Source organism: Mycobacterium sp. IDR2000157661, assembly GCF_022317005.1.
Taxonomy (GTDB): domain Bacteria; phylum Actinomycetota; class Actinomycetes; order Mycobacteriales; family Mycobacteriaceae; genus Mycobacterium.
On record NZ_CP081006.1, the window covers coordinates 161,387 to 178,466 of the forward strand.

The 17,080-nt window shown below is 63.3% G+C and carries 11 protein-coding genes, 1 other RNA gene and 1 pseudogene; 2 read left to right on the top strand and 11 right to left on the bottom strand.

Annotation, left to right across the window (positions count from 1 at the left end; genetic code table 11):
- Positions 1-86 precede the first annotated feature (86 nt).
- Positions 87-4,301, top strand: a complete 4,215-nt coding sequence (locus K3G64_RS01720) for an nSTAND1 domain-containing NTPase (protein WP_238888495.1) — start codon at positions 87-89, stop codon at positions 4,299-4,301.
- A 24-nt stretch (positions 4,302-4,325) separates the two neighbouring features.
- Here K3G64_RS01720 and K3G64_RS01725 read toward each other — a convergent pair whose 3' ends face one another.
- Positions 4,326-6,101 (bottom strand): potassium channel family protein, encoded by a 1,776-nt coding sequence (locus K3G64_RS01725; protein WP_238888496.1) that lies wholly within the window; start codon positions 6,099-6,101, stop codon positions 4,326-4,328.
- 162 nt (positions 6,102-6,263) lie between these two features.
- Here K3G64_RS01725 and K3G64_RS01730 point away from each other — a divergent pair, with 162 nt between their 5' ends.
- A complete protein-coding gene (locus K3G64_RS01730) occupies positions 6,264-6,650 on the top strand; it encodes a hypothetical protein (protein ID WP_238888497.1) in 387 nt (128 codons plus the stop codon).
- Positions 6,651-6,657: 7 nt separating this feature from the next.
- Here K3G64_RS01730 and K3G64_RS01735 read toward each other — a convergent pair.
- From K3G64_RS01735 to ftsE, 10 genes and pseudogenes are all read right to left on the bottom strand, one after another.
- Positions 6,658-6,940 (bottom strand): annotated as a pseudogene (locus tag K3G64_RS01735) (hypothetical protein).
- 59 nt (positions 6,941-6,999) lie between these two features.
- Positions 7,000-7,734, bottom strand: coding sequence for an SDR family NAD(P)-dependent oxidoreductase (locus tag K3G64_RS01740; RefSeq protein WP_238888499.1), 735 nt, complete (start codon positions 7,732-7,734; stop codon positions 7,000-7,002).
- Positions 7,735-9,482: 1,748 nt separating this feature from the next.
- Positions 9,483-10,493: a glycosyltransferase family 4 protein gene (locus tag K3G64_RS01745; protein ID WP_238888501.1), complete on the bottom strand. Its 1,011-nt coding sequence runs from the start codon at positions 10,491-10,493 to the stop codon at positions 9,483-9,485.
- A 61-nt stretch (positions 10,494-10,554) separates the two neighbouring features.
- Entirely contained in the window at positions 10,555-12,000 is a 1,446-nt protein-coding gene (locus K3G64_RS01750) for a hypothetical protein (RefSeq protein ID WP_238888510.1), read from the bottom strand.
- Positions 12,001-12,028: 28 nt separating this feature from the next.
- The gene (locus K3G64_RS01755; RefSeq protein ID WP_238888512.1) at positions 12,029-13,198 is read right to left on the bottom strand and encodes a serine/threonine protein kinase; all 1,170 of its coding nucleotides are present in this window, start codon (positions 13,196-13,198) and stop codon (positions 12,029-12,031) included.
- Positions 13,199-13,573: 375 nt separating this feature from the next.
- Positions 13,574-13,942: a transfer-messenger RNA gene (gene ssrA / locus K3G64_RS01760) on the bottom strand.
- A 78-nt stretch (positions 13,943-14,020) separates the two neighbouring features.
- Entirely contained in the window at positions 14,021-14,866 is an 846-nt protein-coding gene (locus K3G64_RS01765; protein WP_238888514.1) for a maleylpyruvate isomerase family mycothiol-dependent enzyme, read from the bottom strand.
- A gap of 105 nt (positions 14,867-14,971) precedes the next feature.
- On the bottom strand, positions 14,972-15,466 hold the full coding sequence (smpB, locus tag K3G64_RS01770; protein ID WP_238888516.1) for an SsrA-binding protein SmpB: 495 nt from the start codon (positions 15,464-15,466) through the stop codon (positions 14,972-14,974).
- 2 nt (positions 15,467-15,468) lie between these two features.
- On the bottom strand, positions 15,469-16,365 hold the full coding sequence (gene ftsX / locus K3G64_RS01775; protein WP_238888517.1) for a permease-like cell division protein FtsX: 897 nt from the start codon (positions 16,363-16,365) through the stop codon (positions 15,469-15,471).
- The gene (gene ftsE, locus K3G64_RS01780; protein WP_238950344.1) at positions 16,365-17,054 is read right to left on the bottom strand and encodes a cell division ATP-binding protein FtsE; all 690 of its coding nucleotides are present in this window, start codon (positions 17,052-17,054) and stop codon (positions 16,365-16,367) included. Before ftsE ends, ftsX begins: the two co-directional genes overlap by 1 nt.
- Positions 17,055-17,080: the final 26 nt, after the last annotated feature.

Below are 17,080 nucleotides of genomic sequence, written 5' to 3' on the forward strand. Positions count from 1 at the left end.
CGCCGACGCATGGGCTGATTTACGGCGAAGCAAGTTCCTCACTCGACAACGGGGGATAACCTGCGACTAACCAGCCCAAGGATGACATGTCGCGAATCTTTCTCAGCCATTCGAATCTCGACGCGCGGGAGGCGTTGGCTCTGAAGCGCTGGCTGGTGGATCAGGAGCCGCCGCTGGCGACCGACATATTCCTCGACATCGATCCGGAGGTGGGGCTGCGACCGGGCGAGCGATGGAAGGACAGACTGCAGCAGGCGAGTGCGAAATGCGAAGCCGTGGTCTGTCTGCTGTCAAGCAACTGGGAAGCGTCCCATGAGTGCAGGACCGAATACCGCGTCGCAGAGAACCTGAACAAGCAGATTCTGTGTGCCCGCCTCGAGCCGTCGGCCGGCGATGACTTGACGTCGGAGTGGCAGAGGTGCGACCTGTTCGGCGAGAGCGATATGACCTCGATCGATGTCAGCGGTGGACCGCCGGTCACATTCGCCACCCCGGGCCTGTACAGGTTGCGAGACGCCATCCGCGGAACCGGCATAAGCGCGCATTCGTTCGTATGGCCGCCGCCGGACGACGTCGATCGGGCTCCATATCGCGGTTGGGAACCGTTCGAACAGGTCGATGCCGCGGTGTTCTTCGGCCGGGATGCGCCGATCGTGCACGGACTGGACGACCTCCGCGGCATGAGAATGGCCGAGACGAAGTCGATGTTCGTCGTGTTGGGCCCGTCCGGCACAGGCAAGTCGTCGTTCCTACGCGCTGGTTTACTGCCGAGGTTGGCCCGCGAAGATCGTCGATTCGCGCTGTTGGGCGTTGTGCGGCCCGGTCGCAACGCGCTGACGGGCGATACCGGTCTGGCAGCTGCCATTTGGCATGCCCGAGACAGGATCGGCTTATCGGCACCAAGCCTCGGCCAGATCAAGTCCGCGTGCACGGACGACATCGAGCGACTGCGGGCGTTGCTGATCGACGTGCAACAGGCAGCGGCGGATCGCTTACCGGATCCGGTTCGGGGCGACGATACACCGACCCCTCCGACGCTGATACTGCCGTTGGACCAAGCAGAGGAGTTGTTCTCCGCTGACGCCGGAGTCCAAGGGGCGCAGCTGATGTCGCTGATTCGACGGCTGACCGTACGAACCGATCTGCAACCGCTGAACCTGATCGTGGTCGCCACCATCCGGACCGACCGATATGAGGTCATGCAGACCCATCCCGAACTGGCCGGGGTGGAGTCGAGGGTTTTCGACGACCTCAAGCCGATGCCGCCGACCCAGTTCAAGGAGGTGATCACCGGCCCTGCGGCCCGAGCTAGCGAAGGGGGCCGCCGCCTCGCCGTTTCACCTGACCTGGTGGAGCGACTCCTCGTTGACGCCGCCGAGGGCGCTGACACACTGCCGATGTTGTCGTTGACGCTGGCGCGCCTGTATGCCGACTACGGCTCGACGGGTGAGTTGACAGTCGAGCAGTACGAGGCGATGGGTGGGATGCGCCGTGTCGTAGAGACGGAGATCAATGAGGTCCTCGCGGCCGATCCCGATCAACGCCGATATCAACTCAATTGTCTGCGAAAAGCTTTCATTCCATGGCTTGCCACAGTCAACCCTCACAATGATCAGCCGATGCGTCGGATGGCCCGCTACGAAGACTTGCCCGAGGACAGCAGACCACTGATAGACGCACTGGTCGCCAAACGACTGTTACTGAAGGACCAGCGCGACGGCCACGTCGTGGTCGAGGTCGCCCTGGAAAGCTTGCTGCGCCAATGGGATGACTTGGCAGACTGGCTTCGCGAGCAACGCCAGGAACTCCAGGTCGCCGATGACGTGGAGCGAGCCGACACGGCGTGGAGAAGCAACGGGAAGGACTCGGCGTGGTTGCTCGCCGGATCCCGTCTTGCTGATGCCGAGAAGGTGGTTAGCTCATCGACTTTCACGCACAGATTGAATCCTGTTCGCGAATACCTCGATGCTTCTCGACAAAGCGAGAACGAGCGGGTGGCCGCTGAGGAAGAACGCGTGCACTCCGAATTACGCAATGCGCAGGAACGGCAAGCTGAGGCTGAAGCGCACGCGAGGGACTTGCGCAAGCGGTCGCGGATCTTGCGCGCCGTCGTTGCAATGACGGCGGTGGTCGCGGTGGTCGCCGTAAGTGGATTCGTGTTCGCGATGAGTGCCCGCGGCCAGGCGCAAGAACGGTTCCGCCAGGCGACTAGCGTGCGGCTCGTCTCAGAGGCGAACGCGATAATGGACAGCAGCAGGCCGGGCACCGAAGCCAGGGCCCTGCAGGAACTACTTGCCGCCGATGCACTTTCTCCGAAATCTCTTGAGCAAGACTTGTATTCAGTGGCGGTCAGGACCTTCAACACTCTCAAGATCATCGACACCTCGCGGGGGGTCTTCGGGGCAATCTTCAGCCCTGCAGCGATCTTCAGCCCTCAAGGTCGCCGGTTTGTCACCGGCGGCGACGATGGAAGATTGCATCTGTGGGACACCGAGACCGGCCAACAGGTGGGGCAGGACTTAGTCGGCCATGACGCTTGGGTGAATGACGCGGCGTTCAGTGCCGACGGGCACGTGATCGCGTCCGCAAGTGACGATCGTACCGTGCGGCTGTGGAACGCGGACACCGGACAACCGAGCGGAAACCCCATGGCAGGCCACAACGACGAGGTATGGGCAGTGGCGTTCAGCCCGGACGGACTCATGGTGGCGTCCGGCAGCGTCGACACCACTGTGCGGTTGTGGAACGCAAGCACCGGTGAGCCCATTGGCCTACCGATGGATCATCCCGCCCGAGTCCACACCGTGGAATTCAGCCCCGATGGACGGCGCCTCGTCACCGGCAGCTCCGACGGGACAGTGCGGTTGTGGGACGTCAAGACCGGCCAACAAATCGGTTCTCCGCACAAGGTTGACGAGGACCCCGGAGAAGACGTGATCGACGTGGCATTCAACCCCGATGGCCGCTCATTCGCCTCGTCGACCAGCGATGGGGATGTGCAGTTTTGGGATGCCGGAACCGGCGCACCGATCGGCGCGCCCCTGTCCGGGCATGGGACCCAGGTGCTCAGCCTGGCGTTCAGCCCCGACGGCCGCCGGCTTGCTGATGGCGGTGCCGACGGTGCGGTGCGGCTGTGGGATGTCGACACCAGGCAGCTGCTCGGCCAACCCATGCTGGGCCACAAGAGCGGAGTGTGGGCCCTGTCGTTCAGTCCGGACGGAACCCGCCTGCTGTCGGGATCGCAGGCCGGGGTGATCCGCTTGTGGGATGTCGGCATACGTCGTCCGCTCATCGGCCATATCGGAGGAGTGTCGAGTGTGGTGGTACGCCCGGACGGGCGTCGCATCGCTTCGGCTGGTGAGGGCGGCGCGGTGCGATTCTGGAACGCCGACAACGGCCAACCGATCGGCAAGCCACTCGTGGGCAGCGGGAAGCCGCTTTCCAGCATCGCCTTCAGCGCGGATGGACGACGTCTCGCCACCGCTGGCACTGATGGCGCCGTCTGGCTGTGGGACGCAGACGCCGGCACGCCCATCGGTGCACCGATCAATCCCGGGCAGGGACCACTGGCGAGCATCGCGTTCAGCCCCGATGGACGCCGCCTAGTCATCGGCGGCGGGAACACCGTCGGGTTGTGGGATTTCGAGACGCATCGTCCCATCGGTGCACCGCGGATCCACGGCGATCTGGTACACAGCGTCGCATTCAGTCCCGATGGTAATCACTTCGTCTCAGGCGGGATGGAGGCCGCCAACAACGGCACAGTTAGATTGTGGGACGCCAATACAGGTCAGTTGGTGAAGGCAACCACGATCGGCGACGCAGAGCCCGTCGTATGGGCTGTGACCTTCAGCCCCGACGGGCAGCGCATCGCGGCGGCAGGTGCCGACGGTGTCATCCAGTTGATGGACGCGCACTCGCTCGAGAAGAGCGGCCAGGCCTTCAGAGGCCATGAGGACACGGTCGCCGGGCTGGCCTTCAGCCCCGACGGGCGCAAGCTGGCTTCCGCGAGTCGTGACGAAACCATCCGGTTGTGGAACGTCGAGTCCGGACAGCAGACCGGCGACGCGTTAACCGCCCACACCGACGATGTCGACAGCATTGCCTACAGTCCCGATGGCCAGCGCATAGTTTCGGGTAGCGCGGACCGCACGGTCCGAGTCTGGCCCGCTGTCGCAGGTCCAAAGGAGTTGTGCGACAAGTTAACTGAAAACATGAGCCACAAGCAGTGGAACGAGTGGGTGTCGGCCGACATCGAGTACATCAAGATCTGCCCAGATCTGCCGATCACCCCCGAATAGCCGCGGCAGGACGTAACAATTCGCCTAGCGATCATCGCCGATGAGCGTCGGTTGTCCGGCGCGCCTCCCGCTGGCGCCGGACCTGATGGCTTTCAGATCGACCAGGGCGAGCGCGTCAGGAATCTGACGCACGGCGTCGCGATCCAGCTCGGCGATGTCGTCCGGCAGCTCATCGAATGGAACCAGGTACGGCGAAGTCTTGCGCTCAGGGTCCTTCGACCCGAGTCGCCAGCCGGACTCCAGACGTTCAGTCACCCATCGTTTGTGCTCGGCGATCGCCAGCGCTTCGAATTCCTCGTCGGTGAACTCGAACGCTGGTGCGCGTATGTCATGCAGCGGAGCGATCGTGCACCCGATGCTGCGAAGCTTGAATGGCATGTCACGGGCTTGAGCTCGACTGGATTCCCTGCGCGACTCGTCCAGGTCAGCCCACGGTGGCGCGTCATTACCTACGGCGAGTTGCCCTGCCCGCCAACGGTCGTGGATGGCCACCGCAATCCTCTCGAACGACCCGCCGGCAGCCAACTCGGCCGTACACGTGCGCTCCAGCGCCGGGAACACGCTGACGTTCGTCAGTTCGCCGCTGGTAATCACGTCGGTGAAGAGCCTGGCCACCCCATCCGTGCGCGACAATGCGACGACGAACGGCACCGTCGGATCGAGCTCGTGGCGCAATCTGAGCAAGGCCTCGATCGCGTCTTCGTCGCGGTATGCGCTCACGTAGGCGCGCGTCACGGGGGGCGCTCCCGTGTCGGCTTGCATCGTGTCGAGTCGTGCCAGATCGCGCACGGACATCGACGATTCGTTGAATCGGCACACCGATTCGAGGGCCGGATATTGATCGAGGAGTCCCTGAACGCGGTCGCGAGCCTGGTCGTCCACAACTGTGACCCACAGTGGCGTTTCGTCAGTTCGGTCTGTAAACCAACCCCACGCCGCATGTTTGACCAACCAGGTCCCCATGGCATCAAGGCGACTGACGAGGACGTGTGGCGAACCGTTGGTCCCCGCCGTAATGGGGAAATCGTCGAGGCATAGTCGCGCGCTGATCTCGTCGATGTTGAAGAAGTCCAGCGACGATTGGGCACCGTCGTTGGAATTGACCTCCTGGACCCGTAGCAACCGGCACAGCTCCGAGTTGTCGATTCGGGCCAAGCATCGCAGTTGACCGCGTCGGCGGCCGGTCACAATTCGCCGCGCAACGGCGACGATCTCGGCGTTCACTGCATCGTCTGGGCAGAGTGCGAGCAGTTGGGCCGCACGGTGCAGCCCAGCCTCACGCAGCGTGGCCTCAAGCCGTGCGTCGCCCAGGAAAATCGGGCAGCGCCAACTGCGACATGCCGTTAGGAACGGGTTCGCTGGGTCCAATTCGACGACGACGACCTGATAGCCGGCCCTGCGAAGGCGATCCCCGAACAGGCTGCCGACATAGCCCAGTCCGCAGATGACGACATGGCCTCGCATCAGTGGGACGCGAAGCTGTTGAAACCGATCGTGAAACAGAAGTACCAGCCCGCTCAGCGCGGCGTATCCGGAGACGAGTGGGGCGAGTATCCGAGCGATCTCGAGAGTTATGGGTAACCCCGTCGTGCCGGGTGACCCCATCAAGAACAGCTTGAGTGTGTTGTACGCGATGTCGGTCGCCTGAGGGGGATGCTTGACTGCTCCCTCGGCGTACAACTCATAGAGGTACTCCGTATATCCCACCCAGCCAAGCCCGAATGCGGCCAGGGCAGCGACGCCGAGCAGGGCCCATCGGAATTCAATGATGGTGAGTCGAAGAGATCGCGGAGAAATCATCGGGATCCTTGTGCTGAGGTCGGATCTGCACTGCGAGAGACACCGAGGAGCGACGTCATGGGGCGAGCGTAACCGGTCATAGGGTGCTGCAAAGGAGAAGCGACATCTGGCGATCCGGCTCGTCGAAGCCGGGTGGTCCGTATTGTTCAAGTCTCACGCATCGTGCTGGAGAGTCCTGGTGCGCTTCATCCGTATCGTTGCCAGTGCAGCGGGCGCCTGCTGCCGGGGGTACTCCTGGCCACCGCGCTCATCCTGCCCACCAGCCCTGTGGCCGCAGCAGGTCCCGGGACGCTCGCGCTGGGTGGGCTTTCGCTCGACGCAATCACGATCCCCGAGCCGCGGGAGCGCATGCAGGCCGGCGGGCTGACCGCCGTCGGCCTGACGCAGGCCTACTCGGACCGCATCGCCGAGGTGGACGATTACTCATCGCCGCCCTCATTCGCCGTCGTGCGGTTGACGTTCCGTGTCTGGGTAACGACGAAGAGCCGCCGCACATCTGGGCCACCCCCATGGACAGCGGCCTTGACCTCATCCGACCCACCCACATGAGCGCCCGTCAAGTCTGCCAGGACGCCATCAGGCACGGAATCGGGTGTTCTCGCTGATGACGTACGACGCACAGACCCGGTGATAGCCGTCGGCAACTTCGAGTTGTATTCCACGCAGCGCGTCTCCCCGAACCAACAGGATGGGCGCCAGTTTCCCACCGTCGACGATGTCTCGCAGCTTCGCTGTGACACTGGCTTGGTGACCACGTCGGCTTCTGCCAACATGCTCAGATAAACGGCGGCGCTGTCGAAGTCGTCGTCTCGGGGTTCGTCAAGCCATTGAACTGCCATGCCGACGGTTACCCATTGACGATGATCCCAACCCCCGGTCAAGGTCACCGCTGCGGACGCTACTGCGCGAGGTATCCCCCGTCCACAGGCAGCACCACGCCGGTGATGAAGGAGGCCTCGTCAGAGGCGAGGAAGAGAATGGCGCTGGCGACTTCGGCCGGTTCGCCGATGCGGCCGATCGGGTGCATCCGCTCGATCGCCGCCAGATATTCCGAGCCACCCGGCTCCTCCGGGAGCCGCTTGACCCGCTCGGTTCGAATCGTCCCGGGAGCAACGGCGTTGACTCTGATCCCTTGGTCGGCCCACTCGACCGCAAGATGCTTGGTCAAGCCGGTAGCGATGAACTTGGCGGGCCCGTAGGCGGCCTGCCGCTTCTGCCCCGCCAGGCCCGAGATCGAGGAGAGACAGACAATGGCGCCACCACCGGTCGCCAGCATCGCCTCGATCGCGAACTTGCACGAGAGGAACATGCCGCGCCCGTCGATGGCCATCACCTCGTCCCAGCCGGCGGCGCTCACCTCGGTCGCATCGCCGAGCGGGATGATCCCGGCGTTGGCGACCAGCACGTCGAGCCGTCCGTAGCGCTCGGCGGCCGCCCTGATCATCCGCCCCGCATCGTCTTCTACCGAAACGTCACCGATGATGGTCTCGACTTCCGCCCCGGCGCGGCGCAGTTCATCGGCCAGGGCAAGTAGCGGCTCGCTTTGAATGTCGGTCACCACCAACCGCGCGCCCTCGCGCGCGAACAGCACGGCCGTCGCCCGGCCGATGCCGAACGCCGCCCCGGTGATCACAGCCGACTTTCCGACCAGCCGCCCCAGTCCCTGAGTCACGCCTTGGTCATCCCCTTGATCCGCCAACCGTCCTCAACCTCCCTGTTGTGCGCCGACCTTATCGACGCGATCCGTGCCAAGCTGGACTTCCCTACGTACCGCTGCGGCACGCGGCCCCGTGTGAGAGTTCATAGTCGTACCTCGGTGTCCACCGCCGGTGACGTGAGGAGCGGCCCACCGAATGTAGCCCCTCCTGACTGTGGGGAGGCGACATCCGTTGTATGTCTGCGGTCGGCCATCTCTCGGGCCCGAGCTGGACAGGCGGCGCGTACATCCCGGCCACACCCGCTGACGTCACCGTCCTTGCGGGTGCCGCTGCGGAGGGAATGCTGAGTTCCATTGCGCGACCACGACGCAACGCCACCTGCGTGTACGCGACGAGTGTTGACGGCGTCAACACGCAGTCGCGCCTCCCAATTCGATGCCGGAAAGGCGAACTGCGCAGTGCGGGAGTGCAAGTCATCATGGTCGACCGGTCGTTGGCAGAATATGGACCGGAGACAGGTCAAACAGGGGCCTGCTCCGGCAACTGCTTGCCGAGTCGCGCTGGACGACCATCGAACAGATCGGCAGCAGGTTTCCCTGGGCATTCTTCATCGCCGCCCTAACCCTCGCCTGCCCCGATCTTCATGATTCTTGAAATGGATCAGCCGGATGGTGGGCTGGTCAAGATCCCGAGCACTTCGCCTTGGATCAACTGGGCCGATCGTAACCAAAGTCTCAACAAGTCCCAGACTGTGCAGTTGACGGTTCACGGACACGTTCGCCGGCAGTGTCGATCGACGAGTAGCCAAGTACGTCAACGCGGTACGTGACCGCGCCACTACGCGGCGCCGAGGCCTGCGCTACCGCTCGGCGCTTGTACTTAGCCACGATCACGGAATGGCTCATACCGCCGCGAAATGAATGCCATACTCCCTATGGCAGCTGAGCGGTGACCTCTCGGGGCCATTGGAGGAAATATGAATATCGCTCGGACGCTTGGCGTATTGGCCGTCTTCGCTCCACTGGCCATCGGGATAGCGAGTCCCGGCTGGGCAGGCGGTCCGCCTAACTCGACTTCACCCCCTGGTCCCACCCCAGCCGCTCCCATCGGGGAGTTGAGCGGCACCTACACCTTCACTGTCGACTCTGGAAACACAACTACGTGGACGGTCACACCGTGTGGCCCAGGTTGCGCCGATATCGCAGCTACGAATTCGTCGGCCGGTAACGCTCCCTACAACGGGCAAGCGCAGTTGGCGGGTGATCGCTGGAACATGACGGCTGCGCGACCCGATGCGCTTGTGTGCGACGACAACAGTCACGCTGCGGGGACGACCATTTATTCGTGGGACGCGGCCACGCTTGCCGGCACAGCGTTCACCCAAGGGAGCCCCGGCACGTGTGGCAGCACCGAACCCAGCGGGCCCCGCGGACCTGCTACCGGGTTCACATTGACGAAAGTCGGCTGAGCGGACCACTGCGCCACCCCGGCTCCATCGGCTCGCGAGGAAAACCGCGGCATCAGTGACGCCCGTCGATGAGCGGCGGGGCCCAGATGGCAGGAGATCACCGAAGGATGAAACGCTCATTTCGGCTGGGTTGAGCGCACGTGTGCGATTCGACGCGGGCTGAAATCTCCACACACACACGACAATTCGATCTCAGAGGTCACTTCTGCGCAGGGGGTGTAGGCGCAGCCTGGAAAAAGGTCGCGCACCAATTGCTCAGGCATTGTCGCCGCTCGACACCATAACGGACGCATACACTTCCTCGTAATCGTCGACCATGCGCTCGAGGCTGAAGTGGTTCTCGACATGAGCCCGGCAAGCGTGCGGATCGATGTCGCCGATGGCTTCCAGGGCTGCTGCGAGCTCTGATGGTTCGTCGCAAACGTATCCGGTTTCACCGTCAGCGATGACCTCACCGACTGAGCCGGCGCGCAGGGCCACGACGGGTGTGCCCGTCACCATCGCCTCGATCATCACCAAGCCGAATGGCTCTTCCCAACGAATCGGGAAGAGGAGGCATCGCGCGGCAGCGAGCAATTCACGCTTCGCTGTGCCGCCGATGGGCCCGATCACCCTGTCGCGCTCTCCGAGCAGCGGTCGGACCTGCTGGTCGAAGTAGGGACGGTCGGTCGGCTCGACGAACGCCCCGGCGAGAACCGCGGGGACGCCTGCCGCGCGCGCGGCAGTCAAGGCCAGGTGCGGAGCCTTTTCCGCACAGAAACGGCCGAGGAACAGAGCGAAGTCGTCCTTCGTCGACCGAAAGGGCCAGTCAGCCACCCCGAGGCCGTGGTGGACGGTACGTATCCAATTGAGATCCGGCGCCAGCACGCGTTGACGATTGCTGATCGCTATGAGGCCGAGGTCGCCGTCGAGTGCCGAGTAGTAGCGGTGCATGTCGGCATCAACGACCGCATGCACGGTGGATACCGTTCTGACGCCGAGGCCTTCGTAGGTCGGCGCGTTGAGGGCTCCGGACATCGTGTGGTCATGGACGATATCAAGCCCGTCGAGGCGAGCGAGCCGCTCGATCACCCGACGCACTTGTATGGCGTGCACGATCTCTGGGCGCACCTGGCCGAGCCGCTCGGGAATCGCCTCCGGTGCAACCGCGATGAACCTCGCATTCGTCGTCGATCGGCCCGCCCCCAGGACGACGACGTTGTGGCCTCGCGCTACAAGGCAGTTGGCCAGATCCGCAATCAAGATCTCGGTTCCGCCGTAATCCATCGGTGGAACCTCGTAATACGGTGGAGCGACAAGAGCGACTCGCAGTCGTTCGGCGCTCAATTCAGTTCAGCTTCGTTGCGTGACGACCGGAATCGGCAACCGCGGTGTTCATCGAGGTGAGCAGCTCCCGCCACGGCCCGGCCGGAAAGATCGACTCGACAACTTCTCGGTTTTGTCGCAGGTCGGCGATCGACGCATCGTCGCGCCGTGCGAAGCCGGCCAGCCAGTCGACGAATCGTCCCGCCGCTTCGGTCATTCCTGTTCCGTCCGGCTCGAATACCGGGCATGTGAAGCCTGCGGCGCCGTAGACCTCGGTGAAGGCCTTGTATCGCGTAGACACGACGGGGATTCCCGCGGCGGCTGCCAAGCCGGGCGCAAGACCAACCGTCTCGAAATCACTGACCGAGGGTGTGAAGACGACACCCCCGTTCGTCGCCCGGGCCAACCGCAACAGATCGACTTCGTCTAACCGCCAGTCTCCGTTGGCTTCTCGCACTGTTTCCAGGGGGACACCGCCGAGGAATCGAACGCGCGGTCCAATAGCGAGCTCATCACGAAGTGACGTGAGTTCGGCCGCATACTCCGGATCCTCGTCGAGACTGCCGAAAACAAGCAGAGAGGGAGCGGGCAGCGAACGGGACGAACATTCGTTCAGCACTTCTCGGTGGAATCGCAGTGACTGGCTCACGCCCTTCACGCGGTAAATCCGAACCGGGCTCAGAAGTATCGGTAGTTTGAGGTCCAGATTGAGCTGCCGGGCAAACTCATGATGGCGTTGTTCAATTCCCGGCGGGACTGTGGGCAGCACATTCGCGAGTACCTGCGGGCGCGCTGTCGTGTTATACGTTTCAGCCTCGCGTTCCAGCGCTTGGGATACGACGATCCACTTGATATGGCGGGCGTCGGTCGGAACCGGGGTCACATCGCTGGGGACAGCCGGATAGAAACGACGATCAATTGCAGTGTCCCACCGCCCGTTTGATCCGCACAGATCGTGATCCCAGACGACCAAACCGCCACGTCGTGCACCGTAATGCTGGTTCGCAGCCGCGAAGAGCGCCGATGTAGCACTCACCGCATGCGGAAGAGTGAGATTGATAGCGAAAACCCAATCTGGGTCATGGCGCTTAAACCACGCCGAGAAATGACCGAAATACAACGTCCGAAGACAGGCGATTCTGTCGACTAACGACTTCCGCTGCAATTCATCGAGCTCGTCGAACCCGGCGACACATCGCCGGATGTCTTCGACCTCCGTCGCCACCGTGGCCCAATCCGAGCTGCCGATCGAACGGTTGATGGTTGGTTTCAGCCACCGGGGATAGCGCTGAGGGTTGGGGCCATGGGGGAAGAATCGCGCTTTATCAGGTCGCCATGAATACCCGAGGTCGGCGGCGACCACGTCGTCGAAGAGCCCCATCGATCGGCCGAGATGAAATACGTTGCGGAATACCGTCAACAGTCCGGAGACAGGTAGGCCGTCCCCGGAGATGAGGCCAATCTTCACTCGGACCCGCTTCCAACGCGCGTTGCGTCTACGTGAGTGCCTGCGGAGCTTCCTGCGCCGCAAGCGGACGGTAGTCGCCGCGAGTGAAGTACTCCTCACACTTGCCGGTGCGACGGACATCCCATGTAGCGCAATGCAGCGAGCCACCGAACTCGAAGACGTTGCGAAATGGAATGGTGCAAACGTCAAACCCGAGTCCGGACAGCAAGTCCTGCAGAGGCTTCTCCTGGTCTTCGCAGACAACCGTCGTCGGTGAGATGCTCAGGATATTCATCGACAGCCATTTCGACGACTGGCAGTGGTCAGGCATCTCACTGTTGCTTGATGTCGGTTCGGGAGCCGAAACGAATTCCCAGCCGTTGGACAAGAAGAACTCTTCCTCCCCGTGGCGCAGCGGGCGGTCTGGATTAGTGAGTATCAGCCCCGGTCGGAGCGGAACGAACGTGCAGTCGATATGCGAGGGAAAGATATCAAGAGGGAAATGCACAGGATGGACACGAAACCCCTTTGGCTCAAGATGACGCTTCAGCCAGGTCATTCCTGCCCGGTTGGTTGTCATCGATTCCTGAACGATCAGGTCCCGCCCGAATCGGCTGATGTCAGCCGCATCGAAAATGACCTCATCCTGTGTGACGCAGAACTCGAAGGAGTGCATCTCAGAATGGCGCTTCTCAAGGGGCCATTCCCAGAAGCCTTCGCGATACATGCCGTCGCTCATTGACGGCTTGGGCGCGGTCGTCCAGACAACATTCGCATCCGACCGCCAATATTCGTAGACAAGTTCGCGATAGACTTCGTACTCGAAGTACCGCGCTCGGCGCGACATCGGCGCTTCGATTATCTCGTTGCCGATCGCGATCATCACGTCCCGTGGGCATACCGCGCAATATTGGTTTTCGACGGAGAAGTCCGGCGTTACCACACGCCTGTTGAAGTCGTGCGGTTTCGGCCTGCGGACCTTTACTCCATGCGATTCCAATAGAGCAACGAGACCGGCCAGTTCCTCATTGGCCCGCTCAATGGTCTCGCGCGATTTCGGTCCCGTTGGAAACACCGTGTCCGGCATTGCGTTGCGAATCTGCGGATGATTGCCCGGCTCCATCGGCTCGAAGCATGCGCCGTCCGCGGTACCCACGACGATCTCCTCAAGCGGATCCCACTCATTCCAGGAATTGACCACTGCCGACGGAGTAGTCATGGCATACAGCCCCCTTCGAGAAGAGTTGGCGATGAGTCACCTACCGCGACGCTCACGGTAGTAGGCCCAAAGCCCCCACAAGGCGAAGAGTGGAAAATGACTGGCGGATATCTGACGCCGGCTCAATCTGGCAAGACAACTAAGCGGGATTCGACTTGATGACCTGAACGACTTGGCGCAGTGGCTCCGGAGATGTCCCGACACGTCGAAGTCTGTCTGCCGTCGAGCCGGTGGAACACCCCTGAACTTAGCCGGTGCCGTCTCTACGCGACATCTCCCGCAGCGAAGCTACGGAAGCAGAACAGCGCTCGATATTGATGATATGTAGATGGGAGAAAAGACTGGTCAAAGCCCATGGGCTCTGACCAGTCTTCGTTGTGGAGCTGCCGGGAATCGAACCCGGGTCCTACGGCATTCCCTCAAGGCTTCTCCGTGCGCAGTCCGCTGTGCCTCTACTCGGATCTCCTGATCACGCGGACGAGTCAGGATGACGATCCCAGTCGCTGTTTGGTGTCCCGATGAGTCCCGCGACCGGACTCACCGGTTTATCCCTCTAGCTGATGCCAGACACCGGGTCGAGGGCGTTCCCGGGCTGACAGACTAGCTGTCGCTTAGGCAGCGAGAGCGTAGTCGCGCTGATTGGAATCGGCGCTTAATTGGTTGCAACGACGCTTACGGTGGTCTCTTGCCTGCACCGGCACGCTTCCCTTGATTCGATGCGCGAAGTCGAAACCGTTCAGCCCCTCGCATCCCCGCCGACTTTCGGCAGGACTGTTCATTCTACCGACGACTGCAACACATGCCAGCGAGTGCCCATTCCGGCTAGATCACGTAGTTGAGGTGCTCGACGATGCGCTCGCCGACCTGCTGGTCACCGCCGTAGCTGATGGCCTCCGCGTGCTGCTCAAGGGGCGTGCGCCCGCCGGCAAGCCGGGTGAACAGCACGCCGTCCAGCGTGATCGTCGCCGTCGGCTGATGGTCGCCGAAGTCGTCGACGAGTTTGGCCCGCCCGTCGACCAGGACGTTGATCGTCCGCTTCAGCGGTCCGGTAAGTTCGATCGACACCCGGGAGCCGTCGGGCGCCTTGCCCAGCTTGCCGACCACGAAGCCCATGCTCGCCGCGACCTCGTCAAGCGCCTGGCTCGCAGGCGCTCCCGCCGGGTCGGCCGCGGGCTTGCCGACCGCGTCGCGAATGTCGTGCTCGTGCATCCAGCAGTCGAAGACTCGCACCCGCATGAACCGGCCGTAGGTGTCGGGCCCGGCGGGCGTCATGGTGACCTCGTTCCAGGCGTCCTCGGGCATCGCGGCCAACGCCTCGCGGCGCTCGGCGGTGATCGAGCGGTACTGGTCGAGCAATTCGTCGGCGGGCAACGTGCGCAGTCTGCGGACCCAGCGCTCGTTCATCGCGCCGATGTCGTTACGGACGTGCTCGAGGGTCGAGATGTCGACATCGGCGTCGGGCGTGCCGATGCCGTGCAGCATCGATTCCGTCCCGACGACGTGCGCCACGACGTCGCGCACCGACCAGCCGGGCAGCGATGTCTGCGCCTGCCACTGGTCTTCCTCGAATCCGCTGACGAGGTCGTCGATGTCCTGCCACACCGCCGACAGGGCCGCCACCACGGCGGTTTTGTCGAGGACGGTCACGGGTCGCGAGGGGCTGTTCACCCGGGTGACGGTAACGCTCGTCGCCCGCGAGCGTGCGCAAAATGCTGCTGCGAAGCGGCGTGTCGTGTGCAGACCCGCACGCTCGCCGAAAAAGAGAGGCAACAGCTAAGCCATGCCCTTGGCGCGGCGGCCCAACTCGCGGGTGATCTCGCGCTGGGCGTCTCGACGGGCGAGGTCCTGCCGCTTGTCGCGCGCCTCCTTGCCGCGGGCCAGCGCCAACTCGACCTTGACCTTGCCCTCGGTGAAGTACAGCGACAGGGGGACCAGGGTGAGGTTGCCGTCGCGAATCCGGCCGATCAGCTGGTCGATCTCGCTGCGGTGCAACAGCAGCTTGCGGTTGCGCCGCGGCGCGTGATTGGTCCAGCTGCCGTGGTGATATTCGGGGATGTGGACGTTGCGCAGCCAAATCTCGCCGTCGTCGATGGTGGCGAAGGCGTCGGCCAGCGAGGCCTGCCCGTCGCGCAGGCTCTTGACCTCGGTGCCCACCAGCTGGACCCCGGCCTCGTAGGTCTGCAGGATCGAATAGTTGTGCCGCGCCTTGCGGTTGGTCGCGACGACCTTGTTGTTGGGCGACCGCGAGGGGTCCGCTTTCTTCGCCACCGCTACCGTCGGATGTAGAGCCGGAGCGTGACGTAGGCGGTGATCCCCGACATCGCCAGCCCGAGGAAGAGCATGAACGGAGCGCTGAAGTACAGGACGTCGGCCCAGTCGACCTTCGCGATGAGGTTGGCTTGATAGAACTGGTCGAGCGCGTTCTCCAGGAACAGCGCCCGCACCAGGATCAGGCCGACGATCGCGATCACCACGCCGATGAACGCGGCCAACATGGCCTCCACCAGGAACGGCAGCTGCGTGTACCACCGGCTGGCGCCGACCAGCCGCATGATCCCGATCTCGGTTCGTCGGGTGTACGCCGCGACCTGAACCATGTTGGCGATCAGCAACACCGCGCCGATGGCCTGCACCAGCGCCACGGCGAACGCGGCGTTGCTGATGCCGTCGAGCACGGCGAACAACCGGTCGATCAAATCCTTCTGGTTGAGCACGTTCAGCACGCCGGGCTGACCGAGCATCGCCTGGTCGAAGTCGCTGTGCTGCTCGGGATCGGTCAGCTTGACGATGAACGACGCCGGGAAGGCCTCGCGTCCGGCGACGTCCTTGTACTGCGGGAACTTCTTGATCGCGTCGTCGTAGGCCTCGTCGCGGTTGAGGAACCGCACCGAGCGCACGTCGTCGCGCTCCTCGATCTGCTGGCGCAGCGACTTGCACGGGTCGGTGTCGCAGTTGGGGTCGTTGGCCGAGACGTCGTCGGTCAGGAAAACCTGGCTCTCGACGCGGTCGAGGTAGATGTCGCGCGACTGGTCGGCCAGCCGTACCACCAACATCCCGCCGCCGAACAGCCCGATCGAGATCGCGGTGGTCAGGATCATCGCCACCGTCATGGTGATGTTGCGACGAAATCCGGTGAGGACCTCGTTGATGAGGAAGCCGAAGCGCACTAGCGGTCCATCCCGTAGACGCCGCGCTGCTCGTCGCGGACCAGCCTGCCGAGTTCGAGTTCGACGACCCGCTGGCGCATCGAGTCGACGATGTGATGGTCATGGGTGGCCATCAGCACCGTCGTCCCGGTGCGGTTGATGCGTTCGAGCAGGTCCATGATGTCCTTGCTGGTTTCGGGGTCCAGGTTGCCGGTCGGCTCGTCGGCCAGCAGCACCAGCGGCCGGTTGACGAAGGCGCGCGCGATGGCGACGCGCTGCTGCTCACCGCCGGACAGTTCGGCGGGCAGGCGGTTGGCCTTGCCGGAGAGGCCGACCATCTCCAGCACGTCGGGCACCACCCGGTTGATGGTCTCGGGGCGCCTGCCGATGACCTCGAGGGCGAAGGCGACGTTCTCGAACACCGTCTTCTGCTGCAGCAGGCGGAAGTCCTGGAACACGCAGCCGATCACTTGACGCAAGCCTGGGACGTGGCGGCCGGACAGCTTGTTGACGTGGAACTTCGATACCCGGATGTCACCGGAGGTCGGCGAATCCTCGGCCAACAGGAGCCGCATGAACGTCGACTTGCCCGAACCCGAGGGTCCGATGAGGAAGACGAACTCACCCTTCTCGATCTTGACCGAGACGTTGTCGAGCGCGGGCCGCGCGGACGACTTGTACTGCTTAGTCACGTTGTCGAGGGTGATCATCACGGGTCGCCAGTGTAGCGGTGAAA